The following is a 16,445-nucleotide window of genomic DNA, read 5'->3' on the forward strand; positions in this document are numbered from 1 at the left end:
AACCCAAAAAACCCAATAGTTCCGGGTGATTATGCAGGATGCGCCGGCCAAGATGCAACGCGAACGCACACCGGTCCGGGTCGACGGTTACACCGGGTTGTCGATATCGATAAACCGATGCTCCAAGCCAAGCTCGGCAGCCAGCCGCTCACCGACCGCCTGGACCCCAAAGCGCTCGCTGGCATGATGCCCGGCGGCAAAGTAATGCACGCCGCACTCTCGGGCACTATGCACCGTCGGCTCGGAAATCTCTCCGCTGAGGTAGGCATCCAGGCCGAGCTCCGCAGCTTTGTCGATGTAGCCCTGGGCCGCCCCGGTGCACCAGCCGAGCCTCTCAATCCGTGCCGGGCCGCCGTCAATCCACTGCGGCGCCCGGCCCAGCACCTGCTCCAGCCGCGCGGCCAGTTCGGCCGGGGAAAGCGGCTGCGGCAGGCGCCCCCAAAGCCCGATACTACGAGGATTGTCAGGCTCCAGCCCGCCCTCGATACTCACCCCAAGCTGCGCTGCGAGCTGAACGTTGTTGCCCAGCTCCGGGTGCAGGTCCAGGGGAAGGTGGTAGGCGATCAGGCTGATGTCCTGCTTCAACAACGTTGCCAGACGGCGTTTTTTCATCCCCCTCACCGCGGGATCCTCTCCCTTCCAGAAGTAGCCATGGTGAACCAGGATGGCATCGGCACCTGCTTCCACCGCAGCGTCCAGCAGGGCCTGGCTGGCGGTGACCCCGGTCACCAGCCGCCGCACCGACCCGCGCCCTTCCACCTGCAGGCCGTTGGGGCAGTAATCGCTGATCGTGTGGGGCTGCAGCCACTCATCCAGGGTTTGTAGCAGCTTTTCCAAGGACACGGACATAGCGAACTCCTTTGTGACGGCCGGTCGTGAGCGGAAGGGCGTATCCGCTCGCCTCCGGCGATGGCGATAGGTTTTGCTGCATGATACGGTGCTGCCGCGGCGGTTAAAACACGGATTACCAACAAACCAACCCGCTTCGTATAATGCTTTCATAATCCGACGAAGAGATGCCCATGCATAAACTGACCACTCAGATTCTATGGCCGGTGGTGGCCGGTGTTCTGGTGGCGCTGGTAATGCTGCAGTTTTTCCCCCGTACGCCCCCCGCCGGCGGCCGGGTGGAGATACAGCAGGCCCCCACCAGCAACCTGCCGAGCCCGACGCTGACCGCCGTGGGCCCCGTCTCCTATGCGGAAGCGGTAGCCCGGGCCGCCCCCGCCGTGGTCAACATATACACCACGACCCGCATTCCTGCCCGCCAGCATCCCCTGCTGAACGACCCCTTCTTTCAGGACTTTTTCGACCTCAAGCAACTCCCCGAGCGGGAGCGGATTCAGTCCAGCCTGGGGTCGGGCGTTATCCTGAGCCCCCAGGGCTATGTGCTGACCAACAACCATGTCATCGCCGGCGCCGACAGCATTCGCGTGGCCTTGCGCGATGGACGGGAAACCAAGGCCGAGGTCATCGGCACGGATCCCGACACCGATCTGGCGGTGCTGAAAATCGACATCGAGGAGCTTCCCAGCATCACCCTGGCCTCCTCGGACGAAGTAGCGGTAGGCGACGTGGTGCTGGCCATCGGCAACCCTTTCGGAGTGGGCCAGACGGTGACCATGGGCATAGTCAGCGCCACCGGTCGCAATCAGCTTGGCATCAACACCTTTGAAAACTTCATCCAGACCGACGCGGCCATCAATCCGGGTAACTCCGGTGGCGCCCTGATCGACGCCCACGGCAACCTGCTGGGCATCAACACCGCCATCTTTTCCCGCAGCGGGGGCTCCCAGGGCATCGGCTTTGCCATCCCTTCCAACCTGGCCCGCAGCGTGCTGGGGGACATTATCGAGAACGGCCGCGTCATTCGCGGCTGGCTGGGGATCGAAATTCAGGTCATGACCCCGCGCCTGGCCGAATCGTTCGGGGTGGATGCCAGCCGGGGGCTGATCATCGCGGGGATCTTCCGGGACAGTCCGGCTCACCGCGCCGGCATGCAGCCGGGCGATGTGCTGATCAGCATCGATGGAGAGCCGGTCACCGACTCGCGCCGGGCCATGAACCGTATCGCGGAGACCCGCCCCGGCGCCACCCTGGGGATGGAAGTCCTGCGCAACGGGCACCGCAAGAGCCTGAAGGTCACCATCGGCGACCGGCCACCGAGCCAGAGTTAAGCACCGGCCCGTACCACTGTGCGGCACGGGTCCGCAGCCTCTCCTGCCAAAATCACTACGACGGGAACCACCGGCGAGATGCAGGCTGAAAATATCTGCAATGCAGCCTTTAACCGCTGCTTAACGGCCATCACGGGATGAGGCTTAGCCCCCGAGCAACGCAGCCAGGGCCTGCAGCAAGGCGGCGTTCTCCTCCTCGCTACTGACGTTGATCCGCAGACAGTCCGCCAGGGCGGGGTGGGCGCCGTCCAGGAGCTTGACCAGAATGCCTTGCTCACGCAGCCCCTGGTGGAGCTGAGCGGCCTGCCCTTCGGGTGTGCGCACCAGCAGGAAGTTGGCCTCACTGGGCCATACCTGCAATCCGGGCAACGCCCCCAGGGCTTCGCTGAGCAGAACCCGGTTCTGCTGCAGCTGTCGGGTCTGGGCGCGCAGCACGTCATAGTGCTCCAGGGCAAAGGCCGCGCTGGCCTGGGTCAGCACGTTGATGTTGTAGGGCAGGCGCAGCTTCTCCAGCTCCGTCAACCAGGCGGGTTGCCCCACCAGCAGCCCCAGGCGCAGCCCGGCCAGCCCCACCTTGGACAGGGTGCGCATGATCACCAGGTTGTCATACTCATCGAGGAGCTTGAGCGAGTCCGCCTCGGTGAACGCGGTGTAAGCCTCGTCCACGACCACCAACCCCTCGCTGGCCTCGAGGATGGCGCGGACGCGGTCCTCGCTGAAGAGGTTGCCGGTGGGGTTGTTCGGCTGGGCGAGGAAGATCAGGGCCGGCTGCTCTGCGGCGATCGCCGCCAGCATCGCCTCCACGTCCAGGTCGAAATCGCTGTCCAGCGCTACCCCGCGGTACGCCATGCCGGTGAAGGTGGCGATCATGCGGTACATGACAAAACTGGGTTCCGGAGCCAGCACGGTGCGCCCGGGTTCTGCTACCGCCATGGCCAGCAACTGGATGATTTCGTCGGAGCCGTTCCCCAGCAGCAGGTCATAACGCTCAGGAATCTTCATCATCCGCGCCAACCCTTCCTTGACTGCGGCGGCGGCGGGCTCCGGGTAGCGGTTGATGGCAACCGCCTCCAACCGCTCCAGCCACGCTTTTTTCAGCGGCGCGGGCCAGCTGTAGGGATTCTCCATCGCGTCGAGCTTTAGCATGCCCTCGGCCGAGGGCACGGAATAGGCAGACAAGGCCCGGATCTCGGGGCGAATCAGGCTGGCGACGCGATCAGTAACGGCAGGGTGGCTCATAGAGGATCTCGACTGGCTAGCTGTTTGACGACTCGTCCGCTTGAATTCGGTACTCGGCGGAACAGGCATGGGCGGTCAGCCCTTCCCCACGGGCCAGGGTCGAGGCGACCCGCCCAAGCTCAGAAGCCCCCCGAGCGGAAAACTGAATCACCGAGGAGCGTTTTTGAAAGTCGTAGACACCCAACGGGGAAGAGAAACGCGCGGTGCCGGAGGTCGGCAGCACATGGTTGGGTCCGGCGCAGTAATCCCCCAGGGCCTCAGCGGTGTAGCGCCCCATGAAAATGGCGCCGGCGTGGCGGATCTTAGGCAGCAAGGCCTCGGGGTCGGCCACCGAAAGCTCCAGGTGCTCCGGGGCGATACGGTTGATCAGTTCAACCGCCTGCGCAAGGTCCTGCACCTGGATCAAGGCGGCGCGCCGCTCCAGGGAGCGGCGAATGATATCGGCCCGTTCCATAGTGGGAAGCAGGCGTTCAATGCTGGCCTTGATTCTGTCGATGTAGCCGCTGTCGGGGGTGACGAGGATCGCCTGGGCGTCCTCGTCATGCTCGGCCTGGGAAAAGAGGTCCATGGCCACCCAGTCCGGGTCGGTCTGGCCATCGCACACCACCAGGATCTCTGAGGGCCCGGCGATCATGTCGATGCCCACCTGGCCGAAAACCGCCCGCTTGGCGGTCGCCACGTAGATATTGCCGGGACCGACGATCTTGTCCACCCGCGGCACGGTCTCGGTACCGTAAGCGAGCGCGGCCACCGCCTGCGCCCCACCCAGGGTAAACACCCGGTCGACTCCGGCCAGGGCCGCCGCGGCCAGCACCAGTTCGTTGAGTTCACCACCGGGAGCCGGCACCACCATGATGATCTCTGCCACCCCCGCCACACTGGCGGGCAGCGCGTTCATCAGTACCGATGAAGGGTACGACGCCTTGCCCCCGGGCACGTAGATACCGACCCGGTCCATCGGACGCACCTGCTGCCCCAGCCGGGTACCGTCGGCTTCTTCGTAGTGCCAGGAGTCCTGTCGCTGATGCTCGTGGTAGTCACGGATGCGCTCGGCGGCCCGTCTAAGCGCCTCGCGCTCGGCCTCACCGATGTTATCCAGGGCCTGCTGCAGCCGTTCCGGCCCGATCTCCAGCTCAGCCATGCTCGCCACATCGCGGCGGTCAAAACGGTTACTGTAATCAACCAGCGCGGCGTCCCCTTCGTCCCGGACCCGGACCAGCACCTGCTCAACCACCTGGTTAACGGCGCTGTCGGAAACGCTGTCCCAGGCCAGCAGCGCATCGAGCTGCCGGTCAAAATCGGCCTGGGCGCTGGACAGTTTGGTGATCTTCAGCCGCTCACTCATGCGCCGATCTCCTGGCCCCGGGCCTCCTCGACGGCGGCGCTAAGCTGCTCGATGATGGGTTGAATCTGGCCGTGCTTCATCTTCATCGACGGCTTACCCACCACCAGGCGGGTGCTGATGGGCGCGATCAGCTCCAGCGGCTCCATGCCGTTGGCCTTGAGCGTGTTGCCGGTATCAACGATATCGACGATCCGGTCTGCCAGCCCCATGATCGGCGCCAGTTCCATGGCGCCGTAGAGCTTGATGATATCCACTTGCACACCCTGCCGGGCGTAATAGTCCTTGGTGATATTAACGAACTTGGTAGCCACCTTGAGCCGCCCCCGGGTGGGCGCCGGATCGACCTTGGCCGCGGTCATCAAGCGGCAGCGGGAGATGTTGAGATCCAGGGGTTCGTACATGCCCCGGGCACCGTGCTCCATCAACACATCCTTGCCCGCGACCCCCATGTCGGCAGCTCCGTACTCCACGTAAGTGGGCACGTCCGTGGCACGGATCACCAGCAGCTTGATATGGGGCTGATTGGTATCAAAGACCAGTTTGCGGCTCTTGAAGATATCTTCCCGTGGCTCGATGTTCGCCTTGGCCAGCAAGGGCAGCGTCTCTTTAAGAATGCGGCCCTTGGAGAGGGCGATGGTGATGGGTTGAGTCATGCGAGTCGGCTTGCCTCGGTACAATTTCAGGAGGGTACGCGGCGGATCTTGGCGCCCAGCAACTGCAGCTTCTCTTCAATACACTCGTAGCCACGGTCGATGTGGTAGATCCGCTCGATGATCGTGGCGCCGTCAGCCACCAAGGCGGCGATCACGAGGCTCGCGGAAGCACGCAGGTCCGTCGCCATGACCGGCGCCGCCTTGAGCTGATCCACCCCTTCGATAATCACGGTGTTACCCTCGATGGAGGCCTTGGCCCCCATGCGGAGCATCTCCTGGATATGCATAAAACGGTTTTCAAACACCGTTTCCTTTATCTTGCCCACGCCTTCAGCCACCGCGTTCATGGCGGCGAACTGCGCCTGCATGTCGGTGGGAAACGCCGGGTAGGGTGCGGTGGTCAAATTCACCGCCCGGGGACGTCGCCCTTCCATATCCAGCTCAATCCAGTCGTCGCCCGTGTCGATGCGCGCACCGGCCTCCTCAAGCTTCAACAGCACCGCCTCGAGAATATCGGGACGGGCGCTCTTGAGCTTCACCCGCCCGCCGGTGGCGGCAGCGGCCACCAGGTAGGTGCCCGCTTCGATGCGGTCGGCCAGCACGGAAAAGCGACAGCCGTGGAGCTTTTCCACCCCCCGAACGCGAATGGTGTCGCTGCCGTGGCCTTCGATCTGCGCCCCCATGGCGATCAGGCACTCAGCGAGGTCAACCACCTCCGGCTCCCGTGCGGCGTTCTCGATGACGGTGGTGCCCTCGGCGAGGGTCGCCGCCATCAGGATATTCTCGGTACCGGTCACCGTGACGGTATCAAAAAGGATATGCGCCCCTTTCAGCCGCCCGTCGGTGCGGGCGCGGATATAGCCCTCCTCCACCAACACTTCGGCTCCCATGGCCTGCAGGCCGCGGATATGCAGATCCACCGGCCGGCTGCCGATGGCGCAGCCCCCTGGCAGGGAGACCTCCGCCTCGCCAAAATGGGCCAGCATGGGACCGAGCACCAGGATCGAGGCGCGCATGGTCTTGACCAGCTCGTAGGGGGCGACCAGCGATTTGATGGTGGTGGCGTTAACCTCCACGTTGAGCTTTTCATCGATCACCACATCGACGCCCATGCGCCCGATCAGCTCAATCATGGTGGTGATGTCGTGAAGATGGGGCAGGTTGCAGACGGTGACCGGCTCCTCGGCCAGCAAGGTCGCCGCCAGGATCGGCAACGCCGAGTTCTTGGCTCCTGAAATACGGACCTCGCCGTCCAGGCGAACGCCCCCTTCGATGATCAGTTTATCCATGAGTGTTTCCGCTAAGAGAAAAGAGCGGACGGGCGTAGCCGTCCTTCACTGGAGTTTGTCGCTCAAACGCCGCTCAGTGGTTCAGGGCTTGCCACTGACTGGGGGTATAAGCCTTGATGGTGACGGCATGAATACTGCCATTGGCGATCTGCTCGGTTAGGCAGCCGTAGACCAGTTGTTGTTTCTTAACCGGTGTCAGACCCTCGAAAGCAGGTCCTACAACGGTAATCTGGAAGTCACAGCCTTCTCCGGAGGTCATCACCTCACAGCCATCCAATTGCTGTTCGATCAGCTGTTTAACATCCGCCGCTTGCATGGTTCACTCCAAAAGAGATCGATTTCCGGGTTTGGGCGGTTAATGATATAGAACTTGATAAAAAAAGGCGATTAACCGCTGCCTGCGGCCCCCTTGCTGCTTTCCAGCAGAGCCTCCAGATCACTAATGCGGGCAATGGCCCGCAGCTCGTCAGGCAGGTTGACCAGCTCAAGGCTGAGCCCGTGCCGGGCCGCCCAGCGCCGCCAGCACAGCAACAGAGAAAGGCCCGCGGTGTTGACCTGGCGTACGCCGGCAAAATCAAAGCACAGGGTTGCGCCGTGATCGACGGCCTCCATCACCCGCTCCCCTTCTGCACGCAGGGCCGTGACCGTCACGTAGTCGATATCACCTTCCACGCGCCAGGTGTCGTTCTCCCGGCTGGACAATGCTGCTTTCATAGCGCCCTCATTTACCGGGACCGCCCTTGAGTACCGGCACCACTCAGGGCTCTTTCACCTTGTCAAAGAGAAACTTGCCGATCAGCTCCTCCAGCACCAGGGCGGACTGGGTATCCTCGATCATGTCCCCTTCGCCCAGCATCTCCTCACTGGCACCGACGGTGATACCGATGTACTTCTCCCCCAAAAGGCCGGCAGTGAGAATCGCCGCCGAGCTGTCGCGACTGAGGTAGTTAACGTCCTGGTCGATCTCCATCTCCACCATAGCCATCAACCACTCATCGTCGATGCGGATATCGGTGACCTGACCGATGCCCACCCCGGAGAGAGTCACCTTGGAGCGCACCGTCAGCCCCCCCGCGTTCTCGAAGCGGGCATAGACCTTGTAAGAATCCTTCGCCTCGGAGAGGGACAACCCGCTGACGTTGATAATCAGCACCACCAGGGCCAAAAAGCCCGCCAAAATAAAGGCACCGACCCCGATCTCCAAGGTTCTCATGCGCATAATCACAAATCTCCAAACATAAAGGCGGTCAACAGAAAGTCGAGGCCCAGCACCGCCAGGGAGGAGTACACCACCGTCTGGGTGGTGGCCTTGCTGATTCCCTCGGAGGTGGGCACGCAGTCATAACCCTGAAAGACAGCGATCCAGGTTACGACAAAACCGAACACCACGGCTTTGATCACGCCGTTAAGCACGTCTTCTCGAAACTCCACCGCCGCCTGCATATTGGCCCAGAAGGAGCCCTCGTAGATACCCAGCCACTCCACGCCCACCAGCATTCCACCCCAGATTCCGACCACGCTGAAGATCATCGACAGCAGGGGCAGGCAATAGAAGCCCGCCCAGAACCGGGGAGAGACGATACGCCTCAGGGGGTCGACACCGATCATCTCCATGCTGGAGAGCTGCTCAGTGGCTTTCATCAGGCCGATTTCCGCGGTCAGCGCGGAGCCCGCGCGGCCGGCAAACAGCAACGCAGTCACCACCGGCGCCAGTTCCCGCACCAGGCTCAGGGCCACCATCTGCCCCACTGCCTGCTCGGAGCCGTAGTCGACCAGGATGGTATATCCCTGAAGGCTCAGCACCATGCCGATAAAAAGCCCCGATACCACGATGATTATCAGCGAGAGAACCCCGACGGCGTGCAGCTGCCGCATCAGCAGCGGAAAGCCGACCCGCAAGCTCGGCACCGCCACCAGCGACTGGAACAGAAAGATGCCGGAGCGCCCAAGGGCCGCCAGCTTGCTGAGGGTATTAAAGCCCAGGGACTGCAGGCGCTCGATCATGACGCCGCCCCGTCAAGCAACGTCTGCAGATAGTCATCGGCGGGGTAATGGAACGGCACCGGGCCGTCCGGGAGGCCTTGCATAAACTGTTTCACCTTGGGCGATGCCTCCGCCAGCAGCTCCTGAGGTGTGCCATGGGACACCACGACACCGTCAGCTACCAGGTAGATGTAATCGGCGATACTCAGGGTCTCCTGTATATCGTGAGAGACCACGATACTGGTATGCCGCAGCGCCTTGTTGAGCGACTTGATCAGCTTCACCAGAACCCCCATGGCGATCGGGTCCTGCCCGGTAAAAGGCTCGTCGTACATCATGATATCCGGGTCCAGGGCGATGGCCCGGGCCAACGCGACCCGCCTCGCCATGCCGCCGGAGAGCTCGCTGGGCATCAGCTCCGCGGCCCCGCGCAACCCCACCGACTGCAGTTTGATGTAGACCAGGTCACGAATCATGTCGTCAGGCAGCCGAGTGTGAACCCGCAGGGGAAAGGCGACATTTTCGAACACGCTCATATCGGTGAACAGGGCGCCGCTCTGAAACAGCATGCCCATGCGCTCACGGATATCGAACAGATCTCCCCGGCTCAGGTCAGGGATATTGTGCCCGTCCACCAGTATCCGCCCGCTATCGGGGCGAATCTGGCCGCCGATGAGCTTCAGCAGCGTTGTCTTCCCGGTCCCGCTGGGCCCCATGATGGCGGTCACCTTCCCACGGGGAATGCGCAGCGAGACATCTTTGAAGATGGGCCGCTGGCCTCGGGAAAAGCTCATTCCCTGAATATCGATAATGGTCTCTTGTGACGCCGCCATCTGATTCATCGTCTACGAAAATCCGGAACCCAGAGGGTACTGCGCTGGGGGCGCTACTATATCACTTGTCCGGTGCGAAATTGTAGTTAAGCCTGCACCAACGCCCTCAATATTGGCATACGCTTTGCCTGACCCGTTGGCGCCCCAGCCCCCCTTTAACGCCACCCTGAAGCAGAGCCCGCGACTACACCGCCTGGGCTCTCGGCTGCTGTTATGCCGGATCACCCAACGAGCCGCAGGCTATTCAGCCGATGGGACCATGCTATACAATAGCGCCACCGCCTGCCCCCGCTTCGCGATACGTAAAAAGGATTTCCATGACTGCAACCGATGCGTTCCTCGACTCCGCCCGACGCACCATCCGGGTGGAGAGCGCCGCGATCGGCGATCTCGCACAACGGCTCAATCACGATTTCACCCGGGCCTGCGAACTGGCCCTCGCGTGCCGCGGCCGGGTGATTGTTACCGGCATGGGCAAGTCAGGACATATCGGCAAGAAGATTGCCGCCACCCTGGCCAGTACCGGCACCCCCGCCTTCTTCGTCCACCCCGGCGAAGCCAGCCATGGCGATATGGGCATGATTACCGCCGACGACCTGGTCATTGCGCTTTCCAACTCCGGCAACACCGCGGAAGTGGTGACCCTACTGCCCCTGATCAAACGCCTGGGCACGCCCCTGGTCGCCATGACCGGAAACAACGGCTCTGCCCTTTCGCGCAGCGCCGACGCCCACCTCGATGTCAGCGTGGCCGAGGAGGCCTGCCCGCTCGGACTGGCCCCCACTTCCAGCACCACCGCGGCGCTGGTTATGGGGGACGCGCTGGCGATCGCCTTGCTCGAGGCGCGAGGTTTCAGTGCCGAGGACTTCGCCTTCTCCCATCCGGGCGGCGCCCTGGGACGCAAGCTGCTACTTAAGGTCAAGGACCTGATGCACGAAGGCGAACGCCTGCCCAAGGTCAGCGCCCACACCTGCGTTGCCGACGCGCTGCTGGAGATCACCCGGCAGGGCCTGGGCATGACGGCGGTGCTGGACAGCGACGGCATACTCTGCGGACTGTTCACCGATGGCGACCTGCGCCGCACCCTGGACCAGGCCCTGGACCTTAAAACCACCCCCATCGCCCAGGTGATGACCGCCAACTGCCAGACGGTCCGCCCCCAGATGCTGGCCGCAGAGGCGCTGCACATCATGGAAGAGCGCAAGATCAATGGCCTGGTGGTGGTCGACGAGACCCACCGGCCGATCGGCGCTCTAAACATGCACGACCTGTTGCGCGCGGGAGTGATCTGACCATGCAAATGCCCATCGAAGAGCGCGCGCGGCAGATACGCCTGCTGGCACTGGACGTGGACGGGGTTCTGACCGACGGCCGCCTCTATTACAGCCACGACGGCGAGCGGCTCAAGGTGTTCAACACGCTGGACGGCCACGGCATCAAGCTGCTTCAGGCCAGCGGCGTCGAGGTGGCGGTCATCACCGGCCGCAGCAGCGACGCCATGGCCCGCCGCATCAGGGACCTGGGCATCGCCCACCTCTATGCCGGGCGCGAGGACAAACTGACCGCGCTGAACGAACTCTGGAGCCTCTCCGGCCACACCCCCGAAACCACCGCCTACATGGGGGATGACTGGCCGGACCTGCCGGCGATGCTGGCCTGCCGCCTGGCCGCCACCGTGCCGAACGCCGCCGACGCCGTGCTGGAGAAAGCCCACTGGTGCGCGCGCAAGGAGGGCGGCCTCGGGGCCGTGCGCGAGCTGTGCGAGCTAATCATGAGCGCCCAAGGCACGCTGGCGCAGGCGCTGGCCCCCTACCTTTCGACCCACCATGAGTCGCTATAAGCTCAGGCTCACCCTGACTCTCTCCCTCAGTGTCCTGATTCTGGGCTACTGGGGGTTCAGCGAACACCGCCACCCGGTCACAGACGCCACCACCGGCGCCCTGGACGGAGAGATCGACGCCTATATCGAAAACACCCGGATGGTCGATTACGATCCAAGCGGGTTGCCTGCGCGCACCCTGATCGCAGAGCGCATCGAGCACCACGAGCGGCAGGACATTACCCGCCTGAGCGCCCCCGACATCACCTGGGTGCGGGCCAACGGCACGCCTCTGCAGATTAGCGCCCGGCGCGGCCAGGTACGGGGCAGCGACGAACAGATTCGCCTGCAGCAACAGGTCGTGATCACCGACCGGGCACGGGCGGACTATCGCTTGGAAACCCCTTCCCTTACACTCAACCCCAATCGCGACTACGGCGAGACCGATGCGCCCGTGCATATCTTCCACGGAACCGGGGAGACCCGCGCCATCGGCATGCGCCTGTTTATGGACGAGGACCGCGTTGAACTGCTGCAACGCGTCAGAGGAACCCATGACCCCAAATAAACTTCTGCTAAGCGCGCTGGCCCTGTCCGCGCTGGCCCTGCCCCCGATGGCACAGGCGCTTCCCGACGACCGGGAGCAGCCGATTCAGATCGCAGCCGACAGCGCCGAGCTGGACGATCAGAAAGGCGTCGCCACCTACCGGGGCGCAGTCAAGGTAACCCAGGGAAGTCTGATGATCGAAGGTGAAACCGTCATCATTTACGCCGAGAACGGCGAGGTGAGCCGCCTGGTCGCCGAAGGCCAGCCCGCCCACTTTCAGCAGCGCCCAAGCGCACAAGCCCCTCTGGACAAGGGCTACGCAAACCATATCGATTACTCCCTCACCCGGGACCACATCACCCTGGAAGGGGAAGCCCGCCTGGAGCGCGACCGGGATCGATTCAGCGGTCAACGCATCGAACTGGATATGCAGAGCGACCTGGTCAGCGCCTTCGGCGGCGGCGAGAAGGCCGGGGACCAGCGGGTTCGAATGATCTTGCAACCCAAGCAGGATGGCGCTCGATGAGCCGCCTTCAGGCCCTCAACCTGGCCAAGTCCTACCGGGGCCGCCAGGTGGTGAAAGACGTCTCCCTCGGTATCGAGAGCGGCCAGATTGCCGGGCTGCTGGGCCCCAACGGCGCCGGTAAAACCACCTGCTTCTACATGGTCGTGGGGCTGGTGCCATCGGAGGGCGGGCGCGTCCTGATCGACGATGAAGACATCACCGACCTGCCGATGCACGGCCGCGCCCGCAAAGGCCTGGGCTACCTGCCGCAGGAAGCGTCGATCTTTCGCAAGCTCAGCGTCCAGGACAACATCATGGCAATCCTGGAGACCCGCCCCGAACTGAGCCGCGCCCAACGGCATGAACACCTCGAACGGCTGCTGGAAGAGTTCCATATCACCCATATCCGCGACAGCCTCGGGATGAGCCTCTCCGGCGGGGAGAGACGCCGGGTCGAAATTGCACGCGCCCTGGCCACGGAACCCGCTTTTATCTTGCTGGACGAGCCCTTTGCCGGGGTCGATCCCATTTCGGTCAGCGACATCAAACAGATCGTAGAGCACCTGAAAGAGCGCGGCATCGGCATCCTGATCACCGATCACAACGTGCGCGAAACCCTGGACATTTGCGAGCACGCCTATATCGTCAACGACGGTTATCTGCTCGCCTCTGGCACCCCTGGCGAAGTACTCGACAACGCCCAGGTCAAAGAGGTGTATCTGGGAGAACAATTCCGTCTTTGAGCTTATAATCACCGGGACCCGTGGTAGAATCCAGCAGCTCTCCCGGCACAGCGAGGACAGTCATTGAAGGCCCTGACCTGAATTTATGAAACCATCCCTACAGCTAAAAATCAGCCAGCAACTGACCATGACGCCGCAGTTGCAGCAGGCGATTCGGCTTCTTCAACTCTCGACGCTGGACCTGCAGCAGGAAATTCAGGAAGCGCTTGACTCCAACCCCATGCTGGAGGTTTCCGAAGAAGAGACCGCACCCCGGGATAGCGAATCCGAGCCCGTCACGACCACCAGCGAAGACACGCCGATTGATGGCGAGTGGAATGAGCAGATCCCGGTCGAGCTGGCCACCGACAGCAGCTGGGAAGACACCTTCCAGAGCGCCGGTCTATCCAGTGGCCCGGGCCCCAGCGGTGGCGACAATACCGACTTCGAATCGGCGGACCGCTCGGACGAGACCCTGACCGACCACCTGCTCTGGCAGCTCAATCTCACCCCCATGACCGACCTGGACCGGGCCATCGCCATGTCGATCATTGACGGTATCGACCAGGACGGCTACCTGCGGGTGGATCTCGACGAAGTGGTCGCCAACTTCAACGACGAAACGCTGGCCGACACCGAAGAGACGGTGGAACTTGACGAGGCCGAAGCCGTGCTGCGCCGGCTGCAGCAGTTCGACCCGCCCGGCGTGGCCGCCCGGGATCTGCGCGAGTGCCTGCTGATTCAGCTCGACCAGCTTCCCGACAGCGACGAGCAGGCGATGCAGGATGCGCGGCGCGTGGTGGACCAATACCTGCCCCTGCTGGGCAGCCACGACTACAAGCAACTGATGCGCCGCTCCAAGCTCAAGGAAGTGCAGCTGCAAGCGGCAATCCAAGTGATTCAGAGCCTCAACCCCCGCCCCGGCAGCCTGGTGGATCTGCGCGAACCCGAGTACGTGATTCCCGATGTCATCGTCAAAAAGGAGCGCGGCGTCTGGAAAGTGAGCCTGAATGGCGAAGCGGCGCCCAAGGTGCGCATCAATGACAACTACGCGGGGCTCGTACGCCGGGCCGACAACAGCGCCGACAACACCTACCTGCGCAACCACCTGCAGGAAGCCCGCTGGTTCCTGAAGAGCCTGCAGAGCCGCAACGACACCCTGCTCAAGGTGGCCAGCAAAATCGTCGAGCACCAGCAGGACTTCCTGGAGTTCGGCGAGGAGGCGATGAAGCCCCTGGTGCTGCACGACATCGCCCAGGCGGTGGAAATGCACGAGTCGACCATCTCCCGCGTCACCACCCAGAAATTCATGCACACCCCGCGGGGCCTGTTCGAGCTCAAGTACTTTTTCTCCAGCCACGTCAGCACGGCATCGGGCGGCGAATGTTCCTCCACCGCCATCCGCGCCATCATCAAGAAGCTGATCGCCGCTGAAAACGTGGCCAAGCCCCTGAGCGACAGCAAAATCACTAAACTGCTGGAAGAACAAGGAATCAAGGTCGCACGCAGGACCATTGCAAAATACCGCGAGGCCCTTAACATACCCCCGTCCAATGAGCGGAAACGTTTGGTATGATGAAGGCCCGTGTGACGCCTTCATTTTTCATTACATCCACGCAGTCGCACCCTTAGGAGAGACTTATGCAAATCAATATCACTGGCCACCATGTGGATCTGACCGACGCCCTGCGCGAGTACGTCAACACCAAGTTCGACAAGCTGGAGCGCCACTTTGACCACATCACCAACGTCCAGGTGACCCTTACCGTTCAGGGCCAGCAGCAAGAAGCCGAGGCGACCGTCAACCTCTCCGGCGGCGAGATCTTCGCCAAGGCGCAAGGCGATGACATGTACGCCGCCATCGACGGCCTGATCGACAAACTCGACCGCCAGGTCATCAAGCACAAAGAAAAGATGCAGAGCCGCAAGCAGGGAATCGCTTAACGGTTTACCTCTCCTTCTCTGGAAAGGCCTTATGTTGATCCATGAGACCCTGGTCCGGGAGCGTTGCTTTCACAACCTCCCGGGCAACAGCAAAAAACGCATACTGGAAAACGCCAGCGAGCTGATCGCCGAATCTGTCGAAGGCCTTGAGGCAGAAGACATTTTCGCCGGTTTGATTAGCCGCGAGCGCCTGGGAAGCACCGGCATCGGCGAGGGGGTCGCGATCCCCCACTGCCGCCTGGACAACTGCACCGAGGCGGTTGGCGCCCTGGTCAACCTGCCCGAGCCCGTTGATTTCGATGCCATTGACGGCCAGCCGGTGGACTTGCTCTTCGTGCTGCTGGTGCCCACCGAAGCCACCGAAACCCACCTTCAGACCCTGGCGTCCCTGGCCGAGCTGTTCAGCCAGGCCGACTTCCGCCAACGCCTGCGGCAGACCCACTCCGCCGATGAACTTTACAAGGCGGCAGCGGACTACGAGATGGAAATGCTCTAGGGAACCGCCGGGAGCCGTCTCTTATGAAATTCGTCATTATCAGCGGTCGTTCCGGATCAGGAAAAACCACCGCCCTTCAAGCCCTTGAGGACCTCGGGTATTTTTGTATCGACAACCTGCCGGTGGCGCTGCTGCCCACCCTCGCCGAGCAGGTACTGAAAGAGCCGATGGAGGACAAGAGCGGGATCGCCATCAGCATCGACGCGCGCAACACCTCCCACGGACTCAAGCAGTTTCCCTCCATCATCGGCAGTCTCGATCGCAGCCCCATCCAGTACGACATCATCTACCTGGATGCCGCCGAGCCGACCCTGCTCAAGCGCTTCAGCGAAAGTCGCCGGCGCCACCCCCTTTCCGACGGCGAAAAAGGGCTGAAAGAAGCCATTGCGCTGGAAAAAACTCTGCTGGAACCCATGGCCGACCTGGCCCATCTGTCGATCGACACCACCCGCATGACGCTCTACGAGCTGCGCGACGAGATCAAGTCCCGGGTCGCCGGCCGCACCGGCCAGCACATCGCCCTGCTGTTCCAGTCCTTCGGTTTCAAGCACGGGGTGCCGCTGGATGCCGACCTGGTCTATGACGTGCGCTGCCTTCCCAACCCGTACTGGGATCCGCGCCTGCGCAAGTACAGCGGCCAGGACCCCGAGGTGATCGACTACCTGGAAGCCCAGCCCGCGGTGAACGATATGCGTAGCGATATCATCACCTTTCTGGAGCGCTGGCTGCCCGACTTCGAACGTAACAACCGCAGCTACCTGACCGTCTGTATCGGCTGCACCGGCGGCCACCACCGCTCGGTCTACCTGGCCGAGGCCCTCGCTGGTCATTTCCGGCAATCTATGGATAATGTTCTGGTCAAGCACAGGGAGCTCTCGGTGGCGGAGTAGTCG

The 16,445-nt window shown here is 62.6% G+C and carries 20 protein-coding genes; 10 read left to right on the forward strand and 10 right to left on the reverse strand.

Annotation, left to right across the window (positions count from 1 at the left end):
- Positions 1 to 87 precede the first annotated feature (87 nt).
- Positions 88 to 849: a Nif3-like dinuclear metal center hexameric protein gene (locus JGZ97_RS03885; protein ID WP_207061300.1), complete on the reverse strand. Its 762-nt coding sequence runs from the start codon at positions 847 to 849 to the stop codon at positions 88 to 90.
- 173 nt (positions 850 to 1,022) lie between these two features.
- Between JGZ97_RS03885 and JGZ97_RS03890 the strand changes: the two genes are divergently transcribed.
- Positions 1,023 to 2,177: a S1C family serine protease gene (locus JGZ97_RS03890; RefSeq protein ID WP_207061301.1), complete on the forward strand. Its 1,155-nt coding sequence runs from the start codon at positions 1,023 to 1,025 to the stop codon at positions 2,175 to 2,177.
- Between the two features lie 144 nt (positions 2,178 to 2,321).
- On the opposite strand, the gene hisC is transcribed toward JGZ97_RS03890, so the two are convergent.
- The 9 genes from hisC to JGZ97_RS03935 all read right to left on the reverse strand — a co-directional run bounded on the left by hisC (position 2,322) and on the right by JGZ97_RS03935 (position 9,519).
- Positions 2,322 to 3,416, reverse strand: a complete 1,095-nt coding sequence (gene hisC / locus JGZ97_RS03895) for a histidinol-phosphate transaminase (RefSeq protein ID WP_207061302.1) — start codon at positions 3,414 to 3,416, stop codon at positions 2,322 to 2,324.
- 16 nt (positions 3,417 to 3,432) lie between these two features.
- Positions 3,433 to 4,761 (reverse strand): histidinol dehydrogenase, encoded by a 1,329-nt coding sequence (gene hisD / locus JGZ97_RS03900; RefSeq protein WP_207061303.1) that lies wholly within the window; start codon positions 4,759 to 4,761, stop codon positions 3,433 to 3,435.
- A complete protein-coding gene (gene hisG / locus JGZ97_RS03905; RefSeq protein ID WP_207061304.1) occupies positions 4,758 to 5,414 on the reverse strand; it encodes an ATP phosphoribosyltransferase in 657 nt (218 codons plus the stop codon). Before hisG ends, hisD begins: the two co-directional genes overlap by 4 nt.
- A gap of 26 nt (positions 5,415 to 5,440) precedes the next feature.
- The gene (gene murA, locus JGZ97_RS03910; RefSeq protein WP_207061305.1) at positions 5,441 to 6,703 is read right to left on the reverse strand and encodes a UDP-N-acetylglucosamine 1-carboxyvinyltransferase; all 1,263 of its coding nucleotides are present in this window, start codon (positions 6,701 to 6,703) and stop codon (positions 5,441 to 5,443) included.
- Between the two features lie 73 nt (positions 6,704 to 6,776).
- On the reverse strand, positions 6,777 to 7,019 hold the full coding sequence (locus JGZ97_RS03915; RefSeq protein WP_207061306.1) for a BolA family protein: 243 nt from the start codon (positions 7,017 to 7,019) through the stop codon (positions 6,777 to 6,779).
- Between the two features lie 71 nt (positions 7,020 to 7,090).
- Complete coding sequence (locus tag JGZ97_RS03920; RefSeq protein ID WP_207061307.1) at positions 7,091 to 7,417, reverse strand: lipid asymmetry maintenance protein MlaB; 327 nt, start codon at positions 7,415 to 7,417, stop codon at positions 7,091 to 7,093.
- A gap of 43 nt (positions 7,418 to 7,460) precedes the next feature.
- The gene (gene mlaD / locus JGZ97_RS03925) at positions 7,461 to 7,922 is read right to left on the reverse strand and encodes an outer membrane lipid asymmetry maintenance protein MlaD (protein ID WP_207061308.1); all 462 of its coding nucleotides are present in this window, start codon (positions 7,920 to 7,922) and stop codon (positions 7,461 to 7,463) included.
- A gap of 2 nt (positions 7,923 to 7,924) precedes the next feature.
- Complete coding sequence (mlaE, locus tag JGZ97_RS03930) at positions 7,925 to 8,707, reverse strand: lipid asymmetry maintenance ABC transporter permease subunit MlaE (RefSeq protein ID WP_207061309.1); 783 nt, start codon at positions 8,705 to 8,707, stop codon at positions 7,925 to 7,927.
- Complete coding sequence (locus JGZ97_RS03935; RefSeq protein WP_207061310.1) at positions 8,704 to 9,519, reverse strand: ATP-binding cassette domain-containing protein; 816 nt, start codon at positions 9,517 to 9,519, stop codon at positions 8,704 to 8,706. The genes mlaE and JGZ97_RS03935 overlap by 4 nt, the downstream gene beginning before the upstream one ends.
- Positions 9,520 to 9,836: 317 nt before the next feature.
- Between JGZ97_RS03935 and JGZ97_RS03940 the strand changes: the two genes are divergently transcribed.
- From JGZ97_RS03940 to rapZ, 9 genes are all read left to right on the forward strand, one after another.
- On the forward strand, positions 9,837 to 10,811 hold the full coding sequence (locus JGZ97_RS03940) for a KpsF/GutQ family sugar-phosphate isomerase (protein ID WP_207061311.1): 975 nt from the start codon (positions 9,837 to 9,839) through the stop codon (positions 10,809 to 10,811).
- A 2-nt stretch (positions 10,812 to 10,813) separates the two neighbouring features.
- Positions 10,814 to 11,359: an HAD family hydrolase gene (locus JGZ97_RS03945; protein WP_207061312.1), complete on the forward strand. Its 546-nt coding sequence runs from the start codon at positions 10,814 to 10,816 to the stop codon at positions 11,357 to 11,359.
- Positions 11,346 to 11,906, forward strand: coding sequence for an LPS export ABC transporter periplasmic protein LptC (gene lptC, locus JGZ97_RS03950; RefSeq protein ID WP_207061313.1), 561 nt, complete (start codon positions 11,346 to 11,348; stop codon positions 11,904 to 11,906). The genes JGZ97_RS03945 and lptC overlap by 14 nt, the downstream gene beginning before the upstream one ends.
- A complete protein-coding gene (gene lptA / locus JGZ97_RS03955; protein ID WP_207061314.1) occupies positions 11,893 to 12,411 on the forward strand; it encodes a lipopolysaccharide transport periplasmic protein LptA in 519 nt (172 codons plus the stop codon). Before lptC ends, lptA begins: the two co-directional genes overlap by 14 nt.
- Positions 12,408 to 13,133, forward strand: a complete 726-nt coding sequence (gene lptB, locus JGZ97_RS03960) for an LPS export ABC transporter ATP-binding protein (protein ID WP_207061315.1) — start codon at positions 12,408 to 12,410, stop codon at positions 13,131 to 13,133. Before lptA ends, lptB begins: the two co-directional genes overlap by 4 nt.
- A gap of 85 nt (positions 13,134 to 13,218) precedes the next feature.
- The gene (locus JGZ97_RS03965; RefSeq protein ID WP_207061316.1) at positions 13,219 to 14,688 is read left to right on the forward strand and encodes an RNA polymerase factor sigma-54; all 1,470 of its coding nucleotides are present in this window, start codon (positions 13,219 to 13,221) and stop codon (positions 14,686 to 14,688) included.
- A gap of 65 nt (positions 14,689 to 14,753) precedes the next feature.
- Entirely contained in the window at positions 14,754 to 15,056 is a 303-nt protein-coding gene (gene hpf / locus JGZ97_RS03970) for a ribosome hibernation-promoting factor, HPF/YfiA family (RefSeq protein WP_207061317.1), read from the forward strand.
- Between the two features lie 31 nt (positions 15,057 to 15,087).
- Positions 15,088 to 15,552 carry a PTS IIA-like nitrogen regulatory protein PtsN gene (ptsN, locus tag JGZ97_RS03975; RefSeq protein ID WP_207061318.1) on the forward strand — a complete coding sequence of 155 codons (465 nt, stop codon included), beginning with the start codon at positions 15,088 to 15,090 and terminating at the stop codon, positions 15,550 to 15,552.
- Between the two features lie 23 nt (positions 15,553 to 15,575).
- Positions 15,576 to 16,442: an RNase adapter RapZ gene (gene rapZ, locus JGZ97_RS03980; protein ID WP_207061319.1), complete on the forward strand. Its 867-nt coding sequence runs from the start codon at positions 15,576 to 15,578 to the stop codon at positions 16,440 to 16,442.
- The last annotated feature ends 3 nt before the right edge of the window (positions 16,443 to 16,445 follow it).

The organism is Motiliproteus sp. SC1-56 (assembly GCF_017309075.1).
Classification (GTDB): Bacteria; Pseudomonadota; Gammaproteobacteria; order Pseudomonadales; family Balneatricaceae; genus Motiliproteus.